The organism is Pontibacter ramchanderi, from assembly GCF_002846395.1.
Lineage (GTDB): Bacteria > Bacteroidota > Bacteroidia > Cytophagales > Hymenobacteraceae > Pontibacter > Pontibacter ramchanderi.
Window position 1 is genome coordinate 904,652 of record NZ_PJMU01000003.1, and the last position, 24,150, is coordinate 928,801.

Below are 24,150 nucleotides of genomic sequence, written 5' to 3' on the forward strand. Positions count from 1 at the left end.
ATCTATATCTTTTAAGTCTTAGGGTTAGTTCTCTAAAAATTCAATGCGGCTGATCTGCAGCTCCTCTCCCTGCACAATGTTTTTGGAGGGAGTGCCGCAGTCGCACACAAACTTGTGCCGATTCACTTCGAAGTCTTTGTCGCAGGCAGCACAGTGGGCGATAATGGGCAGCAAAAGCACCTCCAGCTCAATGTCGGCCAGCTGCGGCTCTTCCATGATCAGGGCCTCAAAGGCGTTCTGGATCAGGATGGGCTGTATATTGCTCAGCAAACCCGCCTCTATCTGCACTTTCGTTATCCGCTCAAACTTGTCGGGATAGGTTTCCTGCAGTGTTTCAAAGACGTTCCGTACAATCGAAATCTCGTGCATGGTTTCTCTCTATTTCTCTGCTACCGCCTCGGCCAGCACTTCTTCCAAATCCTCTTCGGCTGGTGCCTCAGGTATAGCTTTTGCTTTTTTAGCTGAGCCTTTTGCGGTTGCGTCTTTTTTTGTTCGTTTGGCGCTGCTTCGCTTTGTTTGTGTTTCAGCTACTGGCGCCGCTTCTTCAACTTCTGGTTCAGGTGCTTTTTCCGTTTCCAACTTAGCTTGCTCCTCTTCCTGCTTGTGCACCGTAAACTCCCAGCACAGCTGCCCCATGGCGCTCAGCCAGTCATAGAGCATCACGCCTTCGTTGCCCAGTGCCCGGATCATCACGGCATTCGGTGCGCACTGCGTAAAGCCAAAAGTAAACTCCTCGTACTGAGCCGTCAGGATCTCGTCCAGCTCTGCTTTCAGCTCCGCCGCATAAAGCGATACATAGATCAGCGTAGCCTGGTGGGTATAGCGCTCATAAAACAGGATCGAGTCAAATGGCTGGTTGCCGGGCTCGAGCAACTGGTTGTCGAACAGCACCAGCTTTTTGCCACTGTATACCTTGGTGATGCTGTGCAGGCGCGTAAATTGAAACGATTCTCCCGAGTGCACTCGCCCCGAAGCGATGATGTCGCCCCAGATCAGGTTGGCGTTCTCATCCACATGGATCTCATTCACTGTCCTGAAAATAGAATTAGCAAATGGCGTGATCGGGTGTGGGATGAATTTGTAGATGCCGCCTTTCTTCACCAGCACATTTGTCCGTTGCACGGCCCCTTTCTCCATGGGGTGCAGCCTATTGAAGGACTGCGTAAACAGCTTCAAGCGGGCATCCTCATGCACGTTCACCTCAATGTCAATTTCATCCCCATCCATGATACCCGGAGAAGAGCTCATCATGATCAGCTCCAGATGTTCATGCAGATGTCGGGAGCCGTAGTGGATCACTTTGTAGGGCGCATTGTGGCAACTCTCTTTCAGGAGTGTCAGCGCCCCTTCCCTCTCCGCGTTAACCTTGATGGTACTTTTAAGCATGCGCCTCTGTTTTTTCTAGTAAAGCATACGTCTTGATCCAGTTGATCACATCATCCAAACCTTCCAGTTTCATCAGGTTGGTGAAGATGTACGGTCGCTCGCCGCGCATTCTCTTTGTGTCGCGGTCCATCATGTCCAGGTCGGCATTTACATAAGGGGCCAGGTCCGTTTTGTTTATGATCAGCAAATCAGACTTGGTGATGCCCGGGCCTCCCTTGCGGGGCATTTTGTCGCCCTCGGCCACGTCAATCACGAAAATGGTCACATCAGCCAAATCGGGGCTGAAGGTGGCAGACAGGTTATCGCCGCCGCTCTCTACGAACACGATCTCCGTATCGGGGTGGCGCTCTACCAGTTCTTCCACGGCCTCAATGTTCATCGAGGCATCCTCGCGTATGGCAGTATGCGGGCAGCCGCCCGTCTCCACACCCATGATGCGGTCGGCAGGCAGGCAGGAATTCTTTGTCAAAAAATCAGCATCCTCGCGGGTATACACGTCGTTGGTCACGACACAGATGCTGTACGCTTCACTCATCTTGCGGGTCAGGCGTTCAATCAAAGCCGTTTTTCCTGATCCTACAGGACCAGCAACCCCTATTCTCACATGTTTTTTTGACATAAAGTATCTGTTTAGGTGGTTTCTTTAGGATATATATAGTCTTGAGTATTGCTTTTCGTGCTGCATGCAACGTATCTCCTGCCCGATGCAGCAGAGCCCGACCATCTCCTCTTCCATGTTTTCCTGCTCATCCACCAGTTGCTTAATGGTGGCCTGCAGGTCGAAAAGGATCTTCTGGGCATCACCCTGCCCAATGGGCACCAGCTTGGCACAGTTGGTGACAATGCCATTGAGGGTGTTGTAGTAAAAGGCCAGCAAGGCGTCTTTCAGGGTGATGCCACTGGCATGCGCATACATGGCAAAGGCGACGGCATAGTGCCCGTGCAGCTTGCCCTCCTGAATTTTAGACAGGTAGTTACTGCAGCGCTTAACAGGGTGCAGCTCCTGCGTCAGCTTCAGGAAACGGACAGCCAGTTTTTTGCTCGCGTCCCGAATCTCGGCAGGTGCCTTCAGGGCTGTAATCATTTCGTCCAGCTTCTGAAATTCCCGCACCGATTTCTTCGCCTCCAGCAAGGCCCAGGCTTTTTGCAAAAAGGCCGCATCGTTGTAGTAAATGCTATGGCGCAGCATGTTGTTAGCATATACCTTGGCCGTTGGCGTGTTGTGCACAATGCCCTGACTCACGTAAGACTCCAGCCCATAAGAATGCGTAAAGCTTCCGATCGGAAACATGGAGTCGTTGATCTGCAGGAGGGTTAAGAGTGGCTGCATAGCTGTTATTTAATGGTTATTTTTCTGGTGTAATTGTTTCCATGCCGGCGCACACGCAAGGCATGTGTTTTCAGGAGCTTGCGCACCTCACGTCGTGGTTCGTAGCCTGAGCGCTCCAGCAAGCGGTAAAGCGGGTTCTCAAACTCGACCAGCACCTCTGCCTCCTCGTTGATGAAAATGGGAATGTGCTTGTTCCCGATCTCGAAGCAAATGGTGCCCATGTCTTTGAAGTTGTCGGGCTTGAACACGATGCACTCGCAGGGCAGTATGTTGATGGCAATGGCCCGCTCTCCGTCCAGGTATAGCAAGTCACCGTCTTCCAGCGGTGTCGAGTCTTTGCGTATACCGATCTCCTGTCCCGCCCTAGTCCGCTTTCGTAGGGTAGTTTTGCCCGTATCAAACCAATCGAGGTCCAAAAAATCAATCGAAAGGTTACCTGTATTGGTGTTGGATAGGTTGCCGATGACCTTTTCTACTAGTAGCATAGGGTGATAAAGGTGCTGTCGGCACAGGTATAGACTGGCCGACAGCACGCTGTTAACAGGTTTAGAACAGGAAATAGCGCTGCGCCATCGGCACCACTTTCAGCGGCTCGCAGGTGAGCAACTCGCCATTGGCCGTTACGGCGTAGGTTTCTGGGTTCACCTCCAGTTTCGGCATGGCGTTGTTGTGCACCATGTCTTTCTTGGTGACCTTCCGACAACCTTTAACCGGCAGGAAGCCTTTGCTCAGACCCAGCTTGTTTATGCTGCCGTTCTCCAGCGACACCTGCGACACAAAGTTGAAACCGGTCTTGCTGATTGACCTGCCATAGCTGCCCCACATTGGGCGGTAGATAACAGGCTGCGGCAGAGAGATAGAACCATTCGGATCACCCATTCGAGAGCCCACTGCTATCCCGTTCTTGAAGATGATTTCCGGCTTCACACCGAACAGGCCAGGATCCCACAGCACTAGGTCGGCGTACTTACCCACCTCTACAGAGCCAACATAATCGGCCACACCGTGCGTTTTGGCCGGGTTGATCGTGTATTTAGAGATGTAGCGCTTCACACGCAGGTTATCAGCTCCAGAGGCTTTGTCTTCTGATAATGGCCCGCGCTGCACTTTCATCTTGTGGGCCGTCTGCCAGGTACGTAAAATGGTCTCCCCGATACGCCCCATGGCCTGGCTGTCGGACGACATCATGCTAAACACGCCCATGTCCTGCAGAATATCCTCTGCGGCAATGGTATTCGGGCGGATGCGGGAATCAGCAAAGGCCACATCTTCCGGAATGCTCTTGTCCAGGTGGTGCACCGACATCAGCATGTCCAGATGTTCTTCCACGGTGTTGATGGTATATGGCTTGGTCGGGTTGGTGGAAGAGGGCAGCACGTTCGGGTACATGGCAATTTTGATAATGTCCGGTGCGTGACCGCCCCCAGCGCCCTCAGTGTGGTAGGTATGGATCACACGGCCATTGATCGCCTTCACCGTGTCTTCCAGAAAGCCTGCTTCGTTGAGCGTGTCGGAGTGAATGGCGATTTGCACATCGTACTTATCAGCCACCTGCAGGGCGATGTCGATGGTGGACGGTGTAGAACCCCAGTCCTCGTGTAGTTTCAGGCCTAGCGCACCTGCCTCAATGGGCTGCGCTGCAGTCTTGAAGGTGGAGGTATTTCCTTTGCCCAGGAACCCGAAGTTCATCGGGGTGAACTCCGACGCCTCGAACATGCGCTCCATCCACCACTTGCCTGGCGTTACCGTAGTGGCAAGCGTTCCGTCCGAAGGACCTGTACCACCCCCAATCATGGTCGTAACACCACTGAAAAGAGCTACCTCTATCTGTTGCGGGGCAATGAAGTGGATGTGTGTATCTACAGCACCCGCTGTCACGATCTTGCCTGCGCAAGCCTGCACTTCTGTGGCGGCACCGATGATCATGCCTTTCGTCACGCCCTCCTGGGTATCGGGGTTACCGGCTTTGCCTATACCTACAATCTTGCCGTCTTTTATACCGATGTCGGCTTTCACGATGCCCCAGTGGTCGATGATGATGGCATTCAACAACACTAGGTCAAGCACTTCGTCCTGCCCGGCGGAGGTAGACTGCCCCATACCATCACGTACGGTCTTACCGCCCCCGAACTTGTTTTCATCGCCGTAAACGTTAAAGTCTTTTTCGATCTGAATGAAGAGCTCCGTATCGGCCAAGCGCACTTTGTCGCCGGTGGTCGGACCGAAAAGAGCGGCGTATCTGTCGCGTGGGATGTACAAGTCACCGTCCACATATTTCACTGAGGAAGAATCACTTCCGAGGGCATTAAAGCCAAGCATAGAAAGTCCGGCAGTGGAGAGCCCCACTACCTTTATCCATTCGCGTCTATTCCAATTTGACATGGTTCCCTAATTAATTGGTGCTATTTTCTGTTTCGTTTCTTAGGAGTTGCAGCAGCGCCTCCGGCCCCTTTATACCCTTCCTTCTGCGCCTTCTGAATAGCGGCGTCGCGCACATTCTTTTTTGTCACGTCTCCTTCGGTCAGGTTGTTGAAACCACTGATGATCTTGTTGCCTCCGAACTCTACCAGGATAACCGCTTTTTTCTCGCCCGGCTCAAAGCGCACGGCCGTGCTGGCCGGTATGTTGAGGCGCATACCGAAAGCTGCAGCCCGGTCGAAGTCGAGTGCCTTGTTCGTTTCAAAGAAATGGTAATGCGATCCTACCTGAATCGGACGGTCTCCGGTGTTGGCCACGGTTACGCGGACTGTTTTGCGCTTGTCGTTCGCCTTTATATCACCCTTTTGAAGTATGTATTCGCCTGGTATCATAGTATAAGTGTTTAATTGTTCTTTGTCGGTTTAGCGGATCGGGTGGTCTACCGTTATGAGTTTCACGCCGTCCGGGAAGGTTGCTTCGATCTGCACATAGTGGAGCATGTCAGGCACACCTTCCATCACCTGGTTTTTTGTAAGGAGCTTGGCTCCCTCTTCCATCAGCTGCGCCACCGTTTTTTTTCCATCGCGGGCCTCTTCCATCAAAATGCCGCAGATGTAAGCCACCGACTCCGGGTAGTTCAGCTTCACGCCTCGCTTCAGTCTTTTGGCGGCGAGTTCACCGGCTAGGTGAAGCAAAAGTTTTTCGTGTTCAACTGGATTTAAGTGCATATAACTTTCTGTTAATGTAGGTTTATAAGAATGTCTGAAACTGAACGGTAAACTCACCCAAGTGCCCGTCAACCCTGTCGGTAGTCATATAGTTGGGTCGGCGGGTACTGGAAACTTAGTTGGGTGTTATGCTGCTGGATCAGGAGATTGGCGCCGTAGCCGCCGCCGATGGCCAGCGCGTCCAGGTTTTTTCGGGTATAGGCCAGCAATGGCTGCAGTCGCACTCTGTCGCGCTCACCGAAGCGTGGCAGCAGTAGCCCGGTCTGGGCGTAATTTATGGTGTCGAAATGGACCAAGTAACTTGGTGCGAAGTTGTATTGATACCTGGTGTTGGAGGCATTATGGGCACGGAGTGGCTTAACCAACGACAGATAGGTCACAATAAAAAACAAAACGGATACTATTCTATATTGCATCAATATAACTATACCTGCAGAAAAATGACTTATATTTAGTATTACTCTCTCTATCCCAAAAGGTTGGACAATAGTGGCATACATGTTTAGTCGCTAAGATAGGGGCAGCTTATTAAGCTGATTTAAGAGAAAGATTAGAATAAGATTAGAAACCCTGAAAATGCAAAATATTAGCCCTCCAGGATAGCGGCACGCTGTCTTGGAGGGCACCTTTGTAATCAATGAGTTTGGAGACAGGTATAGCGGTGGGCCTTTTACATACAAAAAGCTGCTGAAACGTTAGTGCGTCAAGGTATAGCGAGGGAATGTAGTTCGTGCCTAAGCACGCTAGCATCAGGTTTAGCAAAATAGGTATAGGATACTATGTGCCTTGCACTGCATGTACAGCGGGCAGCACCACATCGATGGTCGTGCCCTTGCCTACCCTAGAACTTACCTGGATAGTGCCTTTGTGCCGCTCCAGTATTTTCATGGCCAGTGGCAGCCCGATGCCAAAGCCTTCATAGTTGGCGGTGTTCGAGGCCCGGAAATAGGGATCGAATATTTTATCCAGCTCAGCGGCAGGTATACCAATGCCTGAGTCCATGATCTGCAGTTTAACCTTGCCGCCATCCGCCATTATTTTGAGCATTACTTGCTGGTTGTCGGAGTACTTAAATCCGTTGAGGATTATGTTGCTGATGGCCAGCGTGAGGAGAGCTTCATTGCAGTACACATACAGCATCGCCTCGTTCTCAGGAAACTTATTATAATCCATTCTGAGTTTGTAGCTCTTATCCATCTTGCCCACCATCTCCTGCACAACCTCCACTATTTCGTCGAGCCGGTGCACGCCCCAGCCCTGCCCCTGCTCCTGTCGCTCCGACTTTGCCAATTCTAGCAGGGTGTTGATGATGTGCTTGAGCTTTTCGGTCTCCTGCATCACCATGCGCAACGAATAGGCGGCCGGGTGCCCCTGCTCCAAATGTGAGAGTGCAATCTCGGCCTCGCCCACGATGACAGTGAGCGGCGTGCGGAGAGAATGGGAGATATTGCTTACATAGGCTTGCTGCGACTTAAAAGCTGTCTCTATCCGCTGCAGCATTTCGTTGAGCGTGTCCTGCAGATCGCTGATCTCGTCCAGGCTGTGCTCCTTCTCAAGCCTGTCGTTCAGATTAAAGGCATTGATGCTGTTCACTTTCTTGATGATCTTAACCATGGACCCAAATAGTCTTTTCGAGAAGAAGACCGTAGTCAGGGTCATCAGCAGCACACCGGAAAGAAAGGCTATGACCAGCGTGGTCTTGAGCCTTTTCCGGTAGGCGTCTCCTTCCACATCCCTAGCCGATGAAATCACCAGGATATCATCTGTTCCATCTATATCTTCTCTGAACAACCCGACATAGTGCACACCGTTTTCGTAGCGTCTGGCCCTTCCGTTGCTGATCGCCTCCCAGTAAAAGGACTCTTCCAACGGAAGTGAGGGAGGAAAAGTGATCTGGCTGCGTTCTTTGTTAATGCGGATGATGTACTCCTCTTCATCGGCCAGGTGCTGCAGAATGCTGTTTTTGACGGCGTAGTAATCTTCTGCTTTCTCTTGCTGCAGCACAGCGCTGGCCACAACGGAAGAGCTGTTTTCCAGGCTCAGGAAAAAGTTGTGCTGTCTGTAGCCGGATGACATAGAGTACATCACCAGGTTTATACCCAGCAGTATCAGGGCCATCAGGCCAGTGAACAGTACAATCAGCCAGTGTTGCAGTCTCATCCTTATTGGTCTCTCATCACATAGCCTACCCCGACCACCGTATGGATCAGGCGGGGGCTAAAATCTTTGTCTATTTTTTTACGGAGGTAGTTGATGTACACATCAACCACATTGGTACCCATGTCGAAATCGGCGCCCCACACGTTTTCCAGAATATCGAGCCGTGGCAACACTTTGCGTTTGTTTCTGATCAGGTACTCCAGCAGCTTGAATTCACGCACCGTAAGGGCAATGACCTTGTTGCTGCGCGTCACTTCCATGGTGTCGAAGTTAACGCTCAGGTCTGCCATGGTCGCTCTATTCTGCTGGGCAGCGCCTCTGCCAGACCGCCTCACCAGGCTTTGCATGCGGGCCCGGAGCTCAGCTAGGTTAAAGGGTTTCACCATGTAGTCGTCGGCCAGATTGTCGAATCCGGCCACAATATCCTGGGTTGAGCTTAAAGCAGACAGAATGAGGATTGGCGTGTCAGGGTCTGCCTCGCGGATGCTTTTGCATACCTCCAATCCGCTTAGGCCGGGCACCATCACATCGAGTATGATCAGGTCGTAGTAATTCAGTCCGGCCATTTTCACAGCCGTGTAACCGTCCATTGCAACCGCAAACTCAAAGCCCTCTCCTTCCAGCCCCCGCATGATGAGCGAGATCACCTTTGGCTCGTCTTCTAAGAGTAGTATTTTCATAATTTTAGTAGGCTGTCGAAAATCTTACTGACTAAAGCACATACGTGTTTTAGTCAACGCTATACCTAGCTTTAGATAAAAGGTATAGAACCTGCGGCTGTTTGTTTTTAGTAACGTAGGCTTCTTCCACTTTTTGAACGGTTGCCCTAAAATAACAGGTTCCGGTGGACATCTGGGTTAGAAACAGGCAAATGTTTCTAAGAGGCATGACTGCCACTAACCTGGCCATACCTATTAAGCCAATATTTTAATTTAAACCAACCAGCAGCACATCCCTACCCAAAGCATTTTTTAGCATTAACTTTTGTAGCATTTATTAAGTGGGGGTTAGCTCCTGCTACCAGCAAAGAAGACAAAAAAGGCATTAGACAAACAAATCAGAAATCACGTTAAGCGATGTAGCCTAATCCGGCTTATCTTCGTGCGTTTGGGCAGGTATACCATACCCAATTTTCGACACCCAATCCGGCAGTATTTTTAGCGCAGGCAACATTATGATAGAGCTCTCGGCATCAAGCTTTACTACCTTTCTGGACCTTCTGGGGACTTTTGCGTTTGCAGTGAGCGGCATTCGCTGGGCTGCTAACAAGCAATTCGACTGGTTTGGGGCTTATGTCATTGGGTTGGTAACAGCCATCGGCGGGGGCACCACCCGGGATTTGCTGCTCAATGTGCCCCCTTTCTGGATGCAGAACGCCAGCTACCTGATCGTGACAGGTATAGCGCTGCTTGCCACGGTCGTGTTCCGGAAACAACTTTTCCGCTGGGGCAGAGCCCTGTTCATGTTCGACTCCATTGGGCTGGGTTTGTTTACGGTGGTGGGGGTAAGCAAAAGCCTGGAGGCCGGGCTTCCTTTTTGGGTATGCATCATGATGGGGGCCATTACCGGTTCGGTGGGAGGCGTCATTCGGGATGTGTTGCTAAACGAAGTGCCGCTCCTGTTCCGGAAAGACATTTATGCCCTGGCCTGCATTGTAGGGGGCATCGTGTACATGATCAGCTACCAGTATAGCCTTTCTATCTCGATCACCGAACTACTTGCCGCCCTGACGGTCATCATGATCCGGGTGATTGCTGTGAGGTACCACATCCAACTGCCATTTCTGAACCCCATTGACCATGAGCGCAACAGTGGGGAGAAATAAACATGAAGTCTAGGGTATAGCTTATTTAAACGCTGCAAGGTCAGGTTTAAACAGAAAAGCTCCGCGGGTTATAAACCAGCGGAGCTTTTCTGTTTAGGACGGTGAAGATTGTGCCTCCGGAACAGCTCCGACCGCACGGGCTAAAGTCAAATTTATTCGGAGGCAAAATAAAGATTAAAACATCAACGCTTAGCAAAAAGCAGAACCATAACTCAAACATAACAACATCATAACTAACTCATAACCTGCACTTAACATTTACACTTTATTTTTGAAACGTGAAAAAGAGCTTTAGCCAGAGGTACTATTATCAACCAATAAAAAGGGAAACAATGGCACGTTTGACGAACAACCCCATTCATATGATGATATCCGGTATTCTGAGCATTCTGCTTTCCCGGCTGTGCTCCTATTATTCACCTTTTAAGTTTATTAAAGTCAACTAAATCTCACCCACGCCTCCTTTATGGCAAGAAAAAGAAAAGTTGAGGTAGCCGTTATTTCAGACGTGCACTTGGGCACCTACGGGTGCCATTCCAGCGAGCTTTTGGCTTACCTCAAAAGCATTCATCCCGATACCCTGATCCTCAACGGCGACATCATCGATATCTGGCAGTTCAGCAAGAACTACTGGCCTGCCAACCATATGAAGGTGGTCAAGCACCTGATGGGCCTGATCGCCAAAGGCACAAAAGTATATTACATCACCGGCAATCACGACGAGATGCTGCGCAAGTTCGTTGGCTTACGGATGAGCTCTTTCCAGATTGTGAACAAGCTGGTGTTGGAACTGGACGGCAAAAAGGCCTGGTTTTTCCACGGCGATGTATTTGACGTGACCATGCAGCACTCCAAATGGCTGGCCCGACTGGGAGCAAAGGGCTACGACACACTCATCCTGCTCAACCGTATCGTAAACTACTTTTGCCTCAAACTCAACCGGGATAAGGTATACCTCTCCCGCAACATCAAAAACCGTGTGAAGAGCGCTGTCAAGTTCATCAACAACTTTGAGCAGACAGCCGCCGAAATAGCCATCACAAACGGCTATGACTATGTGGTGTGCGGCCACATCCACCAACCCGAAATGCGTGACATTACCAACATGGAGGGCAAGGTAACCTACCTCAACTCTGGCGACTGGATCGAGAACCTGACGGCGCTCGAGTACGACAACGGCGGCTGGAGCCTGTACAAGTTTAGGGAAGATCTGGAGGCTGTAGTAATGGAAGAAGAGGACGAACGCGTACCCACCAATATTCAGCTGTTCCAGAGCATGATGGTAGAGTTTAACCTGAAGTCAGCTTGAAAATACTGTATGCGATTCAGGGTACCGGCAATGGCCACCTGACAAGGGCCCTGGATGTTATACCTGCCCTACAACAACGCGGGGAGGTAGACCTGCTGGTGAGCGGCTGCCAGGTTGACCTAAGCCTGCCGTACCCCGTAAAATACCGACTCAACGGCATGAGTTTTATTTTTGGCAAGAACGGCGGCGTGGACTTTTACAGGACCATTGCCCAGGCCAGTTCCCACAGCTTTTACAAAGAGATCCGGCAGCTACCGGTGAAACGCTATGACCTGGTGATCTCTGACTTTGAACCGGTGTCGGCCTGGGCCTGCCTGATGGCCAAGAAACCTTGTGTGGGGCTAAGCAACCAGGTGGCGGTGCTCCACCCAAACGCTCCTAAACCGGACAAAGCGGACCACATGGGCAAATTCATACTGAAGAACTACGCCCCCACTACGGCCAACTACGGGTTCCACTTCGCCCGCTTCGACAGCTCCATCTTTACCCCCATCATCCGCAAACAGGTGCGCGAACTGGAGGTGAGCAACCTGGGCCACTACACCGTATACCTGCCCGCCTACGAGGACCACAAGATCGTGAACCGGCTCACACAGTTCCGGCAAGTCGAGTGGCAGGTTTTCTCCAAGCACAACAAACAGCCCTTCCTGCACGAGAACGTGTCGGTGCGGCCCATTCAGAACGAGGCCTTTTTGCAGAGTATGGCTACTGCGGCGGGCGTGCTGTGTGCCGCTGGCTTTGGCACGCCATCGGAAGTGCTATACCTGCAGAAGAAACTCCTGGTAGTGCCTATGAAAAACCAGTTTGAACAGGTATGCAACGCTGCTGCCCTTCAGCACCTGGGAGTCGGGGCCATCAAAAATCTGAAGAAGAAGCACCTGCCCAAGATACACGAGTGGCTGGAACATGGCCAAACAATACAGGTAGACTATCCAGACGAAACCGAAGCCATTGTGCAGCGCATTGTGCAGGAGAACACGTAACAGATTATAAACAGCTTCCGACGTAGCAGCTCTCCGGAAAAAGGAAGCTGCTTTTTGTATGTTAGATCTCAACAACGAACCAATACAGCCTGAGCTAAGCAAACTGGCCTTTGGCAAAGATTTTCAGTGGGGCGTCTCCACAGCGGCTTACCAGATAGAGGGTGCTCACGAAGCCGAAGGCAAAGGCCTTTCCATATGGGATGTTTTTTCGGGCAGAAAGGGCAAGATCAAGCAGCGCCACCATGGTAACCACGCCTGCGACTTCTTCAATCGCTACCCCGATGACCTGGAGCTGATGCAGTCGCTGGCAATACCCAACTTCCGCTTCTCCCTCTCCTGGCCCCGGCTTCTGCCAGAAGGGACCGGCCGTATTAACCATTACGGCGTGGGTTATTACGACCGCCTCATCGACCACTGTCTGGAGTTGGGCATCACGCCCTGGCTCACGCTCTATCACTGGGACCTACCCCATGCGCTGGAGAGGAAAGGGGGTTGGGCGAACCGTGAAATCGTGGGCTGGTTTGAGGAATACACTGCCCTGGCTGTAAAACTCTACGGGGACCGCGTGAAGCACTGGATGGTGCTCAACGAGCCGATGGTGTTTACGGGAGCCGGCTATTTTCTGGGAGTGCATGCGCCGGGGCGCCGCGGCTTCGGCTCCTTTATACCTGCCGTGCACCATGCCACTCTCTGCCAGGCAGCTGGCGGCAGGGTCATTAAAGACCTTCGGCCTGAGGCAGAGGTAGGCACTACTTTCTCGTGCTCATACGTGGAGCCCCTGCGACAAACAGAAAAAGACCTGCAGGCGGCCCGCCGGGTAGACGCCCTGCTCAACCGCCTTTTCCTGGAGCCTGCTTTGGGACTGGGCTACCCGCTGGACGACCTTAGGTTCATGCGCCGCATTGAAAAGTACATGCTGCCAGGCGACGAGCAAAAGCTGGCCTTCGACTTTGATTTTATCGGGGTGCAGAACTATACCCGGGAAATTGTGAAATACGCTTTCTGGACACCCTTTATGCAGGCGATTCTGGTACCCGCCCGCAAACGCGGCGTGCCCTATACCCTAATGAACTGGGAGGTATACCCGGAGAGCATGTACCACATCCTGCACCAGTTCAACCGCTACAAAGGTATACGCAAGCTTATCGTGACTGAAAACGGCGCTGCTTTTCCGGACGAGCTCAAAGATGGGCAAGTGCACGACCCGGAGCGGCTGTGCTACCTGAAGCGTTATATGCAGCAGATGCTGCGAGCCAAACTGGAAGGCGTGAACGTACAGGGTTACTTCATCTGGTCCTTTGTCGACAATTTCGAGTGGGCCGAAGGCTATAATCCGCGCTTTGGGCTGGTGCATGTCGATTTTGAAACACAGCAACGAACCATCAAGAGTTCCGGCTACTGGTACCGCGATTTTCTTCGGGGCAGCGCTACGTAGCAACATTATGACCGTATTACCCCTGCATTAAGATACTGTTAAACCTTCCCAGCATCTTTTTTAGCCCCAAAAGGTGCTATACCTTTGACTGCGGTTAGTTAATAAGAGTTAAGTTTAGTTTGGTTAAGCAAAAAGGCCTGCTTCACAGCAGGCCTTTTTTGTTGAAAGGATTTTATCTGTGCGTTTTGTCTTCATGAAAAGAGCAGCGCCATGCACCTAGACCAGGGCCAGCACGATGGTTTCGACACAGTATCTGCCATACCTGCTACGAGGCTCAATTCATCGCCTTCAACACCTCTTCCGAATACCAGATCTGCTTGCCGTTGTAATGCTCTATCCGCACGTTCTGATTCCGAAAATTCCCTTTCTTGTAATGCAGGAAGCGACCCTTTCCCTGCGGAGTTGTTAACTCTGTTCCTGATGTCAGTGCTGTGAAGTTGATCGTTTTTGCCATGGATTAAATTGTTCTCGGGATTAAAAAGAATATTTCTGTTATACTTCATAGTATCCCTAAAATACGGCAGGCATATAAATCTAGTAAAAAGGGAATGTAATCGTTCTGTTAAATCTGGTTAAGTGAGGCCTTCACGTATCATTTGGCCTCTGCCGAAGCTACCCTTCATTTTGCAGCCTCGGCTGACCACAGATCAGGCGACACATAGCGGTGGGCACTCAGTTCCAGCCGCCGACCCTGGATGGTAACGCGCAGATAGATCGGCAAGGGATTGTCTCTGGTGGTCTTGGCTTTTCTGCCATAGAACAGGATACTGATTTTAGTGTCCATTTCACGCCTCCTTTTATGCTTAAATTCAACAATCAATCAAAGGCTCCACAAAATGCACAGCACCCACACATCTTCATGACATTTAACTGTTTACAATAAATTCGGGTACCTAAACTCGGGTAAAGTTTGGGTACCCGATTCAGGCACCTCAGAAAGGAGAGAAAATAAAAAATTCAGGTGGGACTAAAAACAAAAAAGCCCTTAAATCGCTGATTTAAGGGCTTTTTATGCTGATTGATAAGGTACTAAGTGGAGATGCAGGGATTCGAACCCTGGTCCAGACAAGGAAATCAACGGGCCTTCTACATGCTTAGACTTATTCAGATTGTCGGGAGCTTGCAAGTATAAGTCAAACTTATGCGCACTCCTTAGATGCTTTGTTTCGCCTGTGCACCACACCCTTACACAGACTAGTAAATCGGATCGAAGCCTCGTATGTGCAGGCAGATTCACGAAACCTGCACGAGACTATGGCTAGTGCTTAATACCTAGATTAAGCAGCCATGGCGTAGTTAGATTCGCCAGTTATTGTTCGAACGGATTTTTAACAGGTGGTACGTTCATCACCCGACATGCTTACACGCAATCTGCACAAGCTGTCAATTCCAGTCATCCCCGTAAGTTAAAGAACGAATTCTTGTATACTATACTTCAAGAAGTATGCCACAAAGTTACACTTTTTCGGGCATATTCCCACTCGTTAGCTGCCTTTAAAACACGCAAACCGTTCCGATTAGTTTCTTCCGGACAACCACAATTATTTACATACGTGCAGGTTCCATTCCAGCAGAAACAGGAATATCTGGCTGTCAAAGCCTTAACCCAAATCACCCCGCTATACCTGAGCTGGAAACCTAGCCGAGCACCAGCCGTTACAAAGTAAATATAGCGCTTCTTCTATCCTTTACTAACCCCCAATGCCATGGCAATAAGTAGTCTGGAGCAGCAAGTAACTGACATGTTGGCAACAGCCGGCATCATGGTAAACGGCCCCAATGCCTGGGATTTGCAGGTGCACAACGAGCGTTTCTATAAACGCGTGCTCAGCCAGGGCTCGCTGGGTTTAGGAGAATCCTACATGGACGGCTGGTGGGACTGCGAGCGCATAGACGAATTTGTGCACAAGGCTATCCGGGCCGATTTGTACAAAAACGCCCGATTTGGCTGGCGCACTGTGCTGGAGGTGCTGCTGGCTAAAGTGGTTAACTTACAACCCAAAGGCAAAGCGGCCCGCAATGCGCAGCGCCATTACGACATTGGCAACCGCCTGTACCAGCGTATGCTCGACAAGCGCCTGGTCTACAGCTGCGCCTACTGGAAAGACGCCGACACCCTGGACCATGCGCAGGAGCACAAGCTCGACCTGGTATGCCGCAAGCTGCGGCTACAGCCCGGGCAGCGCGTGCTCGACATTGGCTGCGGCTGGGGTAGCTTTGCCCGGTATGCAGCCGAAAGGTATGGCGTGGAAGTAATAGGTATAACGGTATCGAAAGAACAGGCAGCACTGGCCCGGGAGCTTTGCAAGGGACTGCCCATCGAAATCAGGCTGCAGGACTACCGCGACGTGCGCGAGCAATTTGACCACGTGGTGTCGATCGGGATGGCCGAGCACGTGGGCTACCGCAACCACCGCACCTACATGCGAACGGCTGCCCGCTGCCTCAAAGACGAAGGGCTGTTCCTGCTGCACACCATCGGCGTCAACTTCTCCAAAACCTCCCCTGACCCGTTCATCGACAAGTACATCTTCCCCAACTGCCTAATTCCTTCGCTGCGGCAACTCACGGCTGCCATGGAGCACGTTTTTGTGGTGGAGGACCTGCACAACTTCGGTCCCGACTACGACCGCACGCTCCTTGCCTGGCACCACAACTTTAACCAGCACTGGCCTGAGTTGCAGGGCGAATACGGGGAGCGTTTCTATCGCATGTGGACCTACTACTTACTGTCCAGCGCCGGCTCATTCCGGGCGCGCAACAACCAGCTCTGGCAGTTCGTGCTTTCCAAGAAAGGTATACCGGGCGGCTACGAAGCGGTGAGGTAAGTAATGAATAATGAGGAATGAATAATGAAGAATTAGTGATGAGTTATGATGAATGGTTGTACTGGGGCTACTGCGAGGTGGTAGAAGATCAGAAATAGTGATTGGGTGTGGGCCTACATACCCGGCGATAGGTATAGGAGCAGGTATAGGTATAGGAGCAGAAGCAGGTATAGATACTGGCTATACCTTAACCATAGAGCCCTGTAAAAAGCAAAGGCCGGTGGAGTGAATCACCGGCCTTGCCCTGTCAGGATAGTTAAACATGCATTATTTCTGCATCACGATTCGGATAAAGGACACGCCCTCGTCCGTTACCAGTCTGGCGATGTACATGCCGTTTGCCAGTCGGCCTTTCTCAAACGCATAGACTTTGTGCTCACCTGCTCTGCCAGCGCCCTGTGCCAGTACAGTCACCACGGAGCCGCGCATGTCCAGCACTTCCAGGGTATAGCTTCCGTCCTGTATTAGGGTAAAGCCGATGTCGGTTCTGGCGCCGAATGGGTTTGGTGTTGCACGCAGACTCATCTTCTCGGCACTGATCTCAGCTTTGGCCGTTGCTGTGGCTGTAGCAGCCAGACCGCAGTTGCCCAGCTTTCCGTTGGCAGCTGTCAGCAGGTATGGCACGGCACTAGGCGCCACACACTCTGCCACACCGTCCACACAAACCAGCACTTTGTCTTTCTTCTTGCCATCGCCGCAGCGCACATCTACCACCGAAATGGTAATTGACTTGTGCTTGATACAGCCATCGCCATTAACGGCACGCACCGTGAAGGTATAGGTACCGGCAGCTTTTGGTGTGAAGACCACACTGGCACCCGTCGTCGCGCTCAGGCCTTCCGCTCCGCTCCAGGTATACACGTTGTCGGCATCGCCACCCGCCTGCAGACGTACATTCTGCGGACCGTAACCAAGGTATAGGGTAGAGGCTACGCCGCCTGTGTAAACCTCAGAAGTAGCTACTGCATCAAGAGTAAGCGGCGTGGTACAGGCATAGGTTTCCGGCAGGTCAAAAGCCTCTACCTGGTCGAAACGACTTAGGTTAGAGCCCTGGCTTGCACTGTAGCCCAGACCTCTTTTGGCAAAGGCTTTCCAGATCAGCTCCTGGTTGGCGCCTTCATAGTTTTGGCGGTCGGCCAGCAGGATCGCATCGCGGCCATCAATGAAACCGGGGCGGCAGGCCTGTAGTTTCAGACCGTCGATCACCAGCTGCATGGCCATGTTGTTGCCACCTTTGCCATTGTACAGGTCCTCATCAAAACCGTATTTATCGATCATAGCCCAGGTCATGTCCCAGAGCATGGTAGACCATACAAAACCGACACCGTGCGGCTGGCTGATGGCCGCGTTGTTGGTAGATGCGTAGGTATGCGCGTTAATACCGAAATCAGTAGAATAAGGGGCCGGACGTATGCCGTTTCCGTCAGTTGCCTGTCCTTGTGCATAAGTACCGATACCGCGCTTTTTGGCGCCTGTGTCCCCGGGCTTCATGGTCATCATCAGGCCGAACCAGTCGCTCCAGCCTTCGCCCATCTGCTCGGCGTTGTTGAGGCAGTTTACAATGGTACGCCCGCCGGTCAGGCGGTTGGAGATACCGTGGCCGTACTCGTGCACAATGATGCCATTGTCGAAGTCGCCGTCAATTTCAGGTCTGCCATCGTCCTTCAGGCGAACGATCACGTCCTCACCGGCATTTATTCTAGCTCTAAGAAGCGCTCCTGCCTCCTGGCTGATCATCACAGCAGGTATCGTAATAGGCATGGTCGGTGTTCCCCCCATCGCAATCGGGCCACCAGGAGCGTTGTTGATCACGATAACGGCGATAGCGCCGGCCAGTTGGGCTGCTTCTACTTTCTCCGTAAACGGACAGTTTCCTCTGTACGCCACGGCGATGTTACCGGCAATCTCAGCCGTGTTAGAGAGCACACCGCAACCTTCCTGCGGCACAGCAGATGTACCCAGTCCTACCACCAGTTTGCCTACTACAGGGTCAGAGGTGAGTTTCCGGGCCCAGGCCGCTTCTGTTGCCGGGTAGCTGCCGGCCACTGAGGCTGGTGAGGAAACTGATACCATGTCCGGATCGGGCGGGCTGCTCCACAGGTACATCTGCATGCGGGGCGCGAAGCCGTCAGCCGGTGTCGAGAAATTGGCGTTGTTGCGCGAAGTACCGTTGCGGTTGTCCTGTGCCTCTGCCAGTACCGGGTCACTCTGCGATCCGCCTTTGCCATAGTTGTTGAGCTGGAAGTTTCCGCTGGCCTCGTCAAAGCCATACTGGTACCACACATCGTGGATCACGTTGTTCCAGTAAAACAGGTTGGTGATGGCCGCGTCGCGGTTAACTACCGGTGCCTTAGTAAAATCGATCGGGAAGTCGAAGCTTAGCTCAGATCCGCCGTCGGGGCTGTAGTTCAGGCTCCAGCTGTTGTTGTTAGTAGGGTCTTCGTAGGCGTACACGTTGTTGCCGCGTGTTCTGGTTTCGGTGTGCCAACCTTGTGGCGAGGCAGTTTGGTGGGCAGCAGACGTACTCACGATGGAACGCGGGCCATGGCTCGGGCTCTCCACCGGCATGGCAAACACATTGTAGGCGTTGGTCACGGCCGCTATGGTTGCCTGCGGTACCGCTACATAAGGCGAAGCCAGGGTATGTGCGTGATCATCGTGCATAAACTTGCCCCCGGGTCCGTCATTCTCGAACTGGCAATGCACCACCATGTTGTCTTTGTCCAGCACGGTGCCTGTGGTGGCGTCCAGGCGGATGTTCCACCAGTTCTGGGCATCCAGTTCGTAGATGGACACTTCCCAGGCCAGGCGCAGGCTACCGTCTTCCATAGGCTGGTAGACCAGTTTAGCAGGTATAGGCTCGAGCGAAATGCCGCCTTTGGAGAAGACAACCGCTCTGTTGCGGCCATTGCCCCGCTCCTGCACCGTAAGCGGTTCCTTCATGGCGATGCCCAGGTGCTGGGCGGCGGCGGCCACTGCTCCGGCAGCATCCAGGCCCGGCTGGTTCGATTTCACTCGCTTGCCCAACTGCTTCTGCATGCGGTTGCCCATGGTGAGCACGCGGCCCTCTTTGCTTATGCTGATGTTGGTTACGGCGCCATGTACTTCAATCCCTCGGTAGAGTTGCTTGATGTACATGTGTTTCATGCCGCTTTTAGGACTTTCGGTTTCGCTGGCCAGCTCGAGCTCCGATACGTCTTCGTCTTCTAAATCGAGCTGCTTTTTGTTTTGCTGAATGTGATTCAGGGCAGCCTGTGGGATTGGTTTTTGGTCGGACCTCCCCTGCCCGTAGGCGGTAAAAGTACCGGACAGGAATACGACCAGCAGCAGGAGCTGCCAGTGCAGTTGTACACGTTTTTTCATGCGCTAAGTTTTTAAGTGTTTGACAATCGCGGTTGGAAGACGCAGACTGATCAGGGAGAGAACTCTAAACAATCAAACATAAAAACAATGTGTGCCCAAAACCAGGAAAGTTTATCCAATTTAGTAACACTGAAAATATCCACTAATTCCTGCATTTTAATCACATAAACAGCTAAGAATGAACAAAAAGACACAAAGCGATGCACTACTTTTAATGACATAGTAACATTTATATATTTATATTATAACTAGTCAATCCAATTTAATTTTCCTTCACCTTGCCAGATCATGCATTTGCATTGGCTGCAGAAAGTGTTGCCCCCTGGATTGAGTAAATTCAACGCCTAACTAAGTTCCGGAAAAAGGTTGCCTTAGCACAGCTTGGCCCCAAGCGCCCTTTTATGGCAGAGTTTCTAAATATTTTCTCCTGGACTATTGAAAATCCAAGACTTATTTAACTATTTTTAAAGCTAGCAAACGCCTAAGCCTCCATGAAAAAGCATTACCGCTCCGATAAAAACTGCCTCAACTGTGGTGCAGTTGTACCCGATAAGTTCTGCACCAACTGCGGACAGGAGAATATTGAGCTAAAGGAGGATTTTGTGCATGTGGCCCTGCACAGCATTGGGCACTACTTCCACTTCGAATCGAAGTTCTTCAAGAGCATCGTACCGCTGTTCACCAAACCCGGACTACTGACTCAGGAGTACTTTGCAGGCAAGCGCGCCTCACACCTGAACCCGATCAGTATGTATATATTCATCAGCATTCTGTTCTTTTTCCTGTTCACGGTTAATTCCAATGTCAACAGAAAAGGCATTATTGAGGATAAAGCACCGGAGCAAAAAACGGTAGTGCAGGTAGATGTGGCAGCCCAGACAAATACAGAAGAGGAAAAAACTCCTGCCCTTAACACCACATCGCCAAAAGCGGGAGGCCACACCTATACCGTTCTCGATAAAACCAAAATGGGTAGCACCGACAACCAGGAGGGCGTTGTAGTGTATACAGGGCCAAGTGCGCAGGAAGCAGGTATAGAAAAAGCAGGTATAGCCCCTGAATCACCTTTAGAGATCAACGTTGGTGTCAGCCCAACGCTTCAGGAAAAGCTAAGTAAAGTGATGAACGATGATCTGAGCAGCGAGCTGTTCATAAACAAGCTGTGGAGCCACCTGCCAAAAATGATGTTTATCTTGCTGCCGCTGTTTGCCTTCATCCTGATGCTCGTGAACCGCAATTCAAAAAAGTACTATGTGGAGCACCTGATCTACTCGATCCATGTGCATTCGTTTATCTTCCTGTTCTTTTCAGCACTGATCCTCATCGGCTGGCTTTTGCCAGACTCCCTAACCGACTGGATTTCGCTCTTTGGCCTGCTGGTGGTGGTCTGGTACATCTACCGGTCGATGCGCAACATCTACAGGAGCACGCGCTGGCGCACGATTTACAAGTTCTTTGTGCTTTCTTTGGTGTATAGCATTTTACTGGCTGCAAGCGGCACAATCGTATTTGTTGCAACGCTCTATACCATGTGACAATACCCGGTCGGCTCCTTTAAAATTCCAGCTTCAAGAGATTTTTGCTAATTGGAACCGAGCTTACTTTTTACCCAATCCATTGCGCCCGAAGCTTTCTCGGCATAGTCGTTTATACCTTCTACTACCTCGCCTACATGGTGCTTTTCCCACAGCGAGCCGAATACCTTGCTCTGGGGTTTGGCAATGTTGAGCAGTTTGGTTTTGGCCTGGTCCCCATCCTTTCTGAAACCCATTACTTCGGTATACACATAATGCTCTTTGTTTAGCAGCACGTAAAAATAAGATGCCTTAGCCGGCCGCAATTCATACACAGCCGAATCGATGTCGGTATAAAGCACCATCTGCTCTTTCTGTCCGTTTACCTGTATATGCAGTGCGTTGGGGTTATACTCGGGTTTAATCGTCCAGAGGCCATTGACATGCACACTGCCAATGCGGGCATTCACCTTACTTGAATTTGCCTTGAGGAGCGGTAGGCCTTTGTAGGTACTTTGAGCAAACAGAGGTGCCGTCAGTGCTGAAAATAAAGCGGCTAAAAGAAGAGATTTAAGTATGTTCATGGTGTTGGAAACGGGTAATAAACTCTTAGAGTCAAAGGCGTTCCAACTTCATTATTTGCCTTTAGAGGCAGGTAAACAGCGGGCAGCACCAAGACAATAGTGATACAGCAATTTAGTATCAAAATATCAAATTATTCAAATAAAACTTTATAAACTTATTCTTGCGAGCTGCACGCAAGTATAGCAAGGCCGTTCTCAGATCGTGGATAACCCTATGGAAAACTACTGGAAAAATACCACTCCCATCTGAGCTTCAGAATGATTATCTTTGTAGTAATGGAAAATTTTGTAGTATCAGCGCGTAAATACCGTCCGGCCACATTCGATAGCGTGGTGGGGCAGCACCATATCACCAACACCCTCAAAAACGCCATCAGCAGCCACCATTTGGCGCAGGCATTCCTTTTTTGCGGGCCGCGGGGTGTGGGCAAGACAACCTGTGCCCGTATCCTGGCAAAGACCATTAACTGCCAGAACATTACCCCGGAGGTAGAGGCCTGCAACGAGTGCGAATCGTGCCGAAGCTTTAACTCCAACAGCTCTTTCAACATCCACGAGCTCGATGCTGCCTCCAACAACTCCGTGGAGGACATCCGCAACCTGGTGGAACAGGTGCGCTACGCCCCGCAGACCGGCAAATACAAAATCTACATCATAGACGAGGTGCACATGCTCTCGAACCAGGCCTTCAACGCGTTTCTGAAGACGCTGGAAGAGCCGCCTGCCTATGCCATTTTCATCCTGGCGACCACTGAGCGCCACAAGATTATACCTACCATCCTGTCGCGTTGCCAGATCTTCGACTTCAACCGGATTCGCATTGAGGACATGGTGCGCCACCTCGGCAACATCGCCCAGAAGGAGAACATACAAGCCGAGCCCGACGCCCTGCACTTGATCTCGCAGAAAGCCGACGGCGCCCTGCGCGATGCCCTGTCGATTTTCGACCAGATGGTGACCTTCTCGGGCCACAACGTGACCTACAAGGCCACGGTCGAGAACCTGCACATCCTGGACTATGACTACTACTTCCGCCTCACGGACCATTTACTCACGCAGAACCTGTCGGGCGCTTTGCTGCTTTTTGACGAGATCCTGAAGAACGGTTTTGATGCCCACAACTTCCTGATCGGCATTGGCGAGCACTTCCGCAGCCTGCTGGTGTGCAAAGACCCGCAGACAGTGCAGTTACTTGAGGTGTCCGATAACATCAAGGCCCGATATGCCGAGCAGTCGCAGAAGTCTAGTGTATCATTCCTGCTCTCAGGGCTGAACCTGGTGAGCACTTGCGACACGAGTTATAAGAGCAGCAAAAACCAGCGCCTGCACGTGGAGCTGTGCCTGATGAAAATGGCGCACCTGAATGCCGCTTTTAGTTTTGCGCAGGAAGGAGCTGAAGTAAAAAAAGCTAAGGTAGTAGCCCCGGCACCAGCCGCTACCAAGCCACTTGGTGCCCCACTTATACCTTCGGCAGCTATGCAGCAGCCGGTCGGCGCTTCTGTGCCCTCAGCGGCCATGCAGCAACAAGGCACGGCTATACCTTCGGAGGGACTGCAGCAGCGGCACCAACCAGGCCATGTGCCTTCGCAGGATTTGCAGCAGCCACCCAAACCGCAGCATGTTACACCTGATGGACATTTATCGGCCCCGCAGGACAAGGCTGTGCCAACTCCTGCTCCAGCACCTGCTCCGCAGCGCCCCTCTATACCTGTGCCGCCGCAGAAAAAGCTCGGCAAACTGCCCAGCCTGAAAGACCTGCAAAATCCGCAGGCTGCTGTAGTGGAAACCGCTGTGGCTGAGGAAGAGGATGAAACTGCCTATGGAACTGCCGCCCCACTGGACCAGGCCCGACTCAACACGGTGTGGCACGCCATCCTGCGTCGTAAAAAAGGCGAAAACATGATGGAGTATACCTTGCTCAACCGCCAGTTCCACATTGGCGAGGGCAACGAGATTGTGCTGCACCTGGAGAACCACGTGATGATGGACCAGTTCACGAGCCTGCGTCCGGAGATTTTGCGTGAACTAAAACAACAAACCGGCAACCGCAGCATCAAGCTTAGAGCCGAAGTAATCGAAGTGCAGGACGAGCGCAAACTCTATACCTCGCAGGACAAATTCAACTACCTCGCCGAGAAATACCCGGTGCTCGTCGATTTAAAGCAGCGCTTCGGACTCGACACTGACTTCTAATTGAAGAAAAAATTTATATTTGTAAAGTTCTAATTAAAACACAAGGTGAGTCATGAGGCTTTCTTTTGGGAAGCCTCGTGATTTCAGCCTTTTC

The 24,150-nt window shown here is 51.4% G+C and carries 22 protein-coding genes and 1 other RNA gene; 7 read left to right on the forward strand and 16 right to left on the reverse strand.

Annotated features, from left to right (window positions below):
* Window positions 1-24 precede the first annotated feature (24 nt).
* The 11 genes from BD749_RS16505 to BD749_RS16560 all read right to left on the reverse strand — a co-directional run bounded on the left by BD749_RS16505 (window position 25) and on the right by BD749_RS16560 (window position 8,702).
* Window positions 25-369 carry a hydrogenase maturation nickel metallochaperone HypA/HybF gene (locus tag BD749_RS16505; RefSeq protein ID WP_101446367.1) on the reverse strand — a complete coding sequence of 115 codons (345 nt, stop codon included), beginning with the start codon at window positions 367-369 and terminating at the stop codon, window positions 25-27.
* A gap of 9 nt (window positions 370-378) precedes the next feature.
* Window positions 379-1,386: an urease accessory protein UreD gene (locus BD749_RS16510; RefSeq protein WP_101446369.1), complete on the reverse strand. Its 1,008-nt coding sequence runs from the start codon at window positions 1,384-1,386 to the stop codon at window positions 379-381.
* On the reverse strand, window positions 1,379-2,005 hold the full coding sequence (gene ureG, locus BD749_RS16515) for an urease accessory protein UreG (protein WP_007653122.1): 627 nt from the start codon (window positions 2,003-2,005) through the stop codon (window positions 1,379-1,381). Before ureG ends, BD749_RS16510 begins: the two co-directional genes overlap by 8 nt.
* Before the next feature lie 24 nt (window positions 2,006-2,029).
* On the reverse strand, window positions 2,030-2,716 hold the full coding sequence (locus BD749_RS16520; protein WP_076422866.1) for an urease accessory protein UreF: 687 nt from the start codon (window positions 2,714-2,716) through the stop codon (window positions 2,030-2,032).
* 5 nt (window positions 2,717-2,721) lie between these two features.
* Complete coding sequence (locus tag BD749_RS16525; protein ID WP_101446371.1) at window positions 2,722-3,201, reverse strand: urease accessory protein UreE; 480 nt, start codon at window positions 3,199-3,201, stop codon at window positions 2,722-2,724.
* A gap of 61 nt (window positions 3,202-3,262) precedes the next feature.
* On the reverse strand, window positions 3,263-5,098 hold the full coding sequence (ureC, locus tag BD749_RS16530; protein ID WP_101446373.1) for an urease subunit alpha: 1,836 nt from the start codon (window positions 5,096-5,098) through the stop codon (window positions 3,263-3,265).
* Between the two features lie 20 nt (window positions 5,099-5,118).
* Window positions 5,119-5,526: an urease subunit beta gene (gene ureB / locus BD749_RS19640; RefSeq protein WP_101446376.1), complete on the reverse strand. Its 408-nt coding sequence runs from the start codon at window positions 5,524-5,526 to the stop codon at window positions 5,119-5,121.
* Between the two features lie 30 nt (window positions 5,527-5,556).
* Window positions 5,557-5,862, reverse strand: coding sequence for an urease subunit gamma (gene ureA, locus BD749_RS19645; protein WP_101446378.1), 306 nt, complete (start codon window positions 5,860-5,862; stop codon window positions 5,557-5,559).
* 68 nt (window positions 5,863-5,930) lie between these two features.
* The gene (locus BD749_RS16545; RefSeq protein ID WP_143741277.1) at window positions 5,931-6,278 is read right to left on the reverse strand and encodes a hypothetical protein; all 348 of its coding nucleotides are present in this window, start codon (window positions 6,276-6,278) and stop codon (window positions 5,931-5,933) included.
* 361 nt (window positions 6,279-6,639) lie between these two features.
* Window positions 6,640-8,022: a sensor histidine kinase gene (locus BD749_RS16555; protein WP_101446385.1), complete on the reverse strand. Its 1,383-nt coding sequence runs from the start codon at window positions 8,020-8,022 to the stop codon at window positions 6,640-6,642.
* Between the two features lie 2 nt (window positions 8,023-8,024).
* Window positions 8,025-8,702: a response regulator transcription factor gene (locus BD749_RS16560; RefSeq protein WP_101446387.1), complete on the reverse strand. Its 678-nt coding sequence runs from the start codon at window positions 8,700-8,702 to the stop codon at window positions 8,025-8,027.
* Window positions 8,703-9,196: 494 nt separating this feature from the next.
* On the opposite strand from BD749_RS16560, the gene BD749_RS16565 reads away from it, so the two are divergent.
* The 4 genes from BD749_RS16565 (at window position 9,197) to BD749_RS16580 (ending at window position 13,574) form a co-directional block, all read left to right on the forward strand.
* Window positions 9,197-9,847 (forward strand): trimeric intracellular cation channel family protein, encoded by a 651-nt coding sequence (locus BD749_RS16565; protein ID WP_101446389.1) that lies wholly within the window; start codon window positions 9,197-9,199, stop codon window positions 9,845-9,847.
* A gap of 466 nt (window positions 9,848-10,313) precedes the next feature.
* Window positions 10,314-11,156 carry a UDP-2,3-diacylglucosamine diphosphatase gene (locus tag BD749_RS16570; protein WP_101446391.1) on the forward strand — a complete coding sequence of 281 codons (843 nt, stop codon included), beginning with the start codon at window positions 10,314-10,316 and terminating at the stop codon, window positions 11,154-11,156.
* The gene (locus BD749_RS16575) at window positions 11,153-12,139 is read left to right on the forward strand and encodes a glycosyltransferase family protein (RefSeq protein ID WP_101446393.1); all 987 of its coding nucleotides are present in this window, start codon (window positions 11,153-11,155) and stop codon (window positions 12,137-12,139) included. Before BD749_RS16570 ends, BD749_RS16575 begins: the two co-directional genes overlap by 4 nt.
* A gap of 58 nt (window positions 12,140-12,197) precedes the next feature.
* Window positions 12,198-13,574 (forward strand): GH1 family beta-glucosidase, encoded by a 1,377-nt coding sequence (locus BD749_RS16580; protein ID WP_101446395.1) that lies wholly within the window; start codon window positions 12,198-12,200, stop codon window positions 13,572-13,574.
* A gap of 274 nt (window positions 13,575-13,848) precedes the next feature.
* Here BD749_RS16580 and BD749_RS16585 read toward each other — a convergent pair whose 3' ends face one another.
* The 3 genes from BD749_RS16585 to ssrA all read right to left on the reverse strand — a co-directional run bounded on the left by BD749_RS16585 (window position 13,849) and on the right by ssrA (window position 14,975).
* Window positions 13,849-14,028 carry a hypothetical protein gene (locus BD749_RS16585; protein WP_101446397.1) on the reverse strand — a complete coding sequence of 60 codons (180 nt, stop codon included), beginning with the start codon at window positions 14,026-14,028 and terminating at the stop codon, window positions 13,849-13,851.
* Window positions 14,029-14,193: 165 nt separating this feature from the next.
* On the reverse strand, window positions 14,194-14,358 hold the full coding sequence (locus BD749_RS16590) for an Arm DNA-binding domain-containing protein (protein ID WP_101446399.1): 165 nt from the start codon (window positions 14,356-14,358) through the stop codon (window positions 14,194-14,196).
* Between the two features lie 247 nt (window positions 14,359-14,605).
* Window positions 14,606-14,975, reverse strand: a transfer-messenger RNA (tmRNA) gene (gene ssrA / locus BD749_RS16595).
* A 305-nt stretch (window positions 14,976-15,280) separates the two neighbouring features.
* Between ssrA and cfa the strand changes: the two genes are divergently transcribed.
* Window positions 15,281-16,402: a cyclopropane fatty acyl phospholipid synthase gene (gene cfa, locus BD749_RS16600; protein WP_101446401.1), complete on the forward strand. Its 1,122-nt coding sequence runs from the start codon at window positions 15,281-15,283 to the stop codon at window positions 16,400-16,402.
* Window positions 16,403-16,669: 267 nt separating this feature from the next.
* Here the strand turns inward: cfa and BD749_RS16605 are convergent, their stop codons facing one another.
* Window positions 16,670-19,765 (reverse strand): T9SS-dependent M36 family metallopeptidase, encoded by a 3,096-nt coding sequence (locus BD749_RS16605; protein WP_245869345.1) that lies wholly within the window; start codon window positions 19,763-19,765, stop codon window positions 16,670-16,672.
* Between the two features lie 491 nt (window positions 19,766-20,256).
* Here BD749_RS16605 and BD749_RS16610 point away from each other — a divergent pair, with 491 nt between their 5' ends.
* Window positions 20,257-21,300, forward strand: a complete 1,044-nt coding sequence (locus BD749_RS16610) for a DUF3667 domain-containing protein (protein WP_101446403.1) — start codon at window positions 20,257-20,259, stop codon at window positions 21,298-21,300.
* Window positions 21,301-21,347: 47 nt separating this feature from the next.
* On the opposite strand, the gene BD749_RS16615 is transcribed toward BD749_RS16610, so the two are convergent.
* Window positions 21,348-21,863: a hypothetical protein gene (locus tag BD749_RS16615; RefSeq protein ID WP_101446405.1), complete on the reverse strand. Its 516-nt coding sequence runs from the start codon at window positions 21,861-21,863 to the stop codon at window positions 21,348-21,350.
* Between the two features lie 276 nt (window positions 21,864-22,139).
* Here BD749_RS16615 and BD749_RS16620 point away from each other — a divergent pair, with 276 nt between their 5' ends.
* Window positions 22,140-24,056 carry a DNA polymerase III subunit gamma/tau gene (locus BD749_RS16620; protein ID WP_180336437.1) on the forward strand — a complete coding sequence of 639 codons (1,917 nt, stop codon included), beginning with the start codon at window positions 22,140-22,142 and terminating at the stop codon, window positions 24,054-24,056.
* Window positions 24,057-24,150 lie beyond the last annotated feature (94 nt).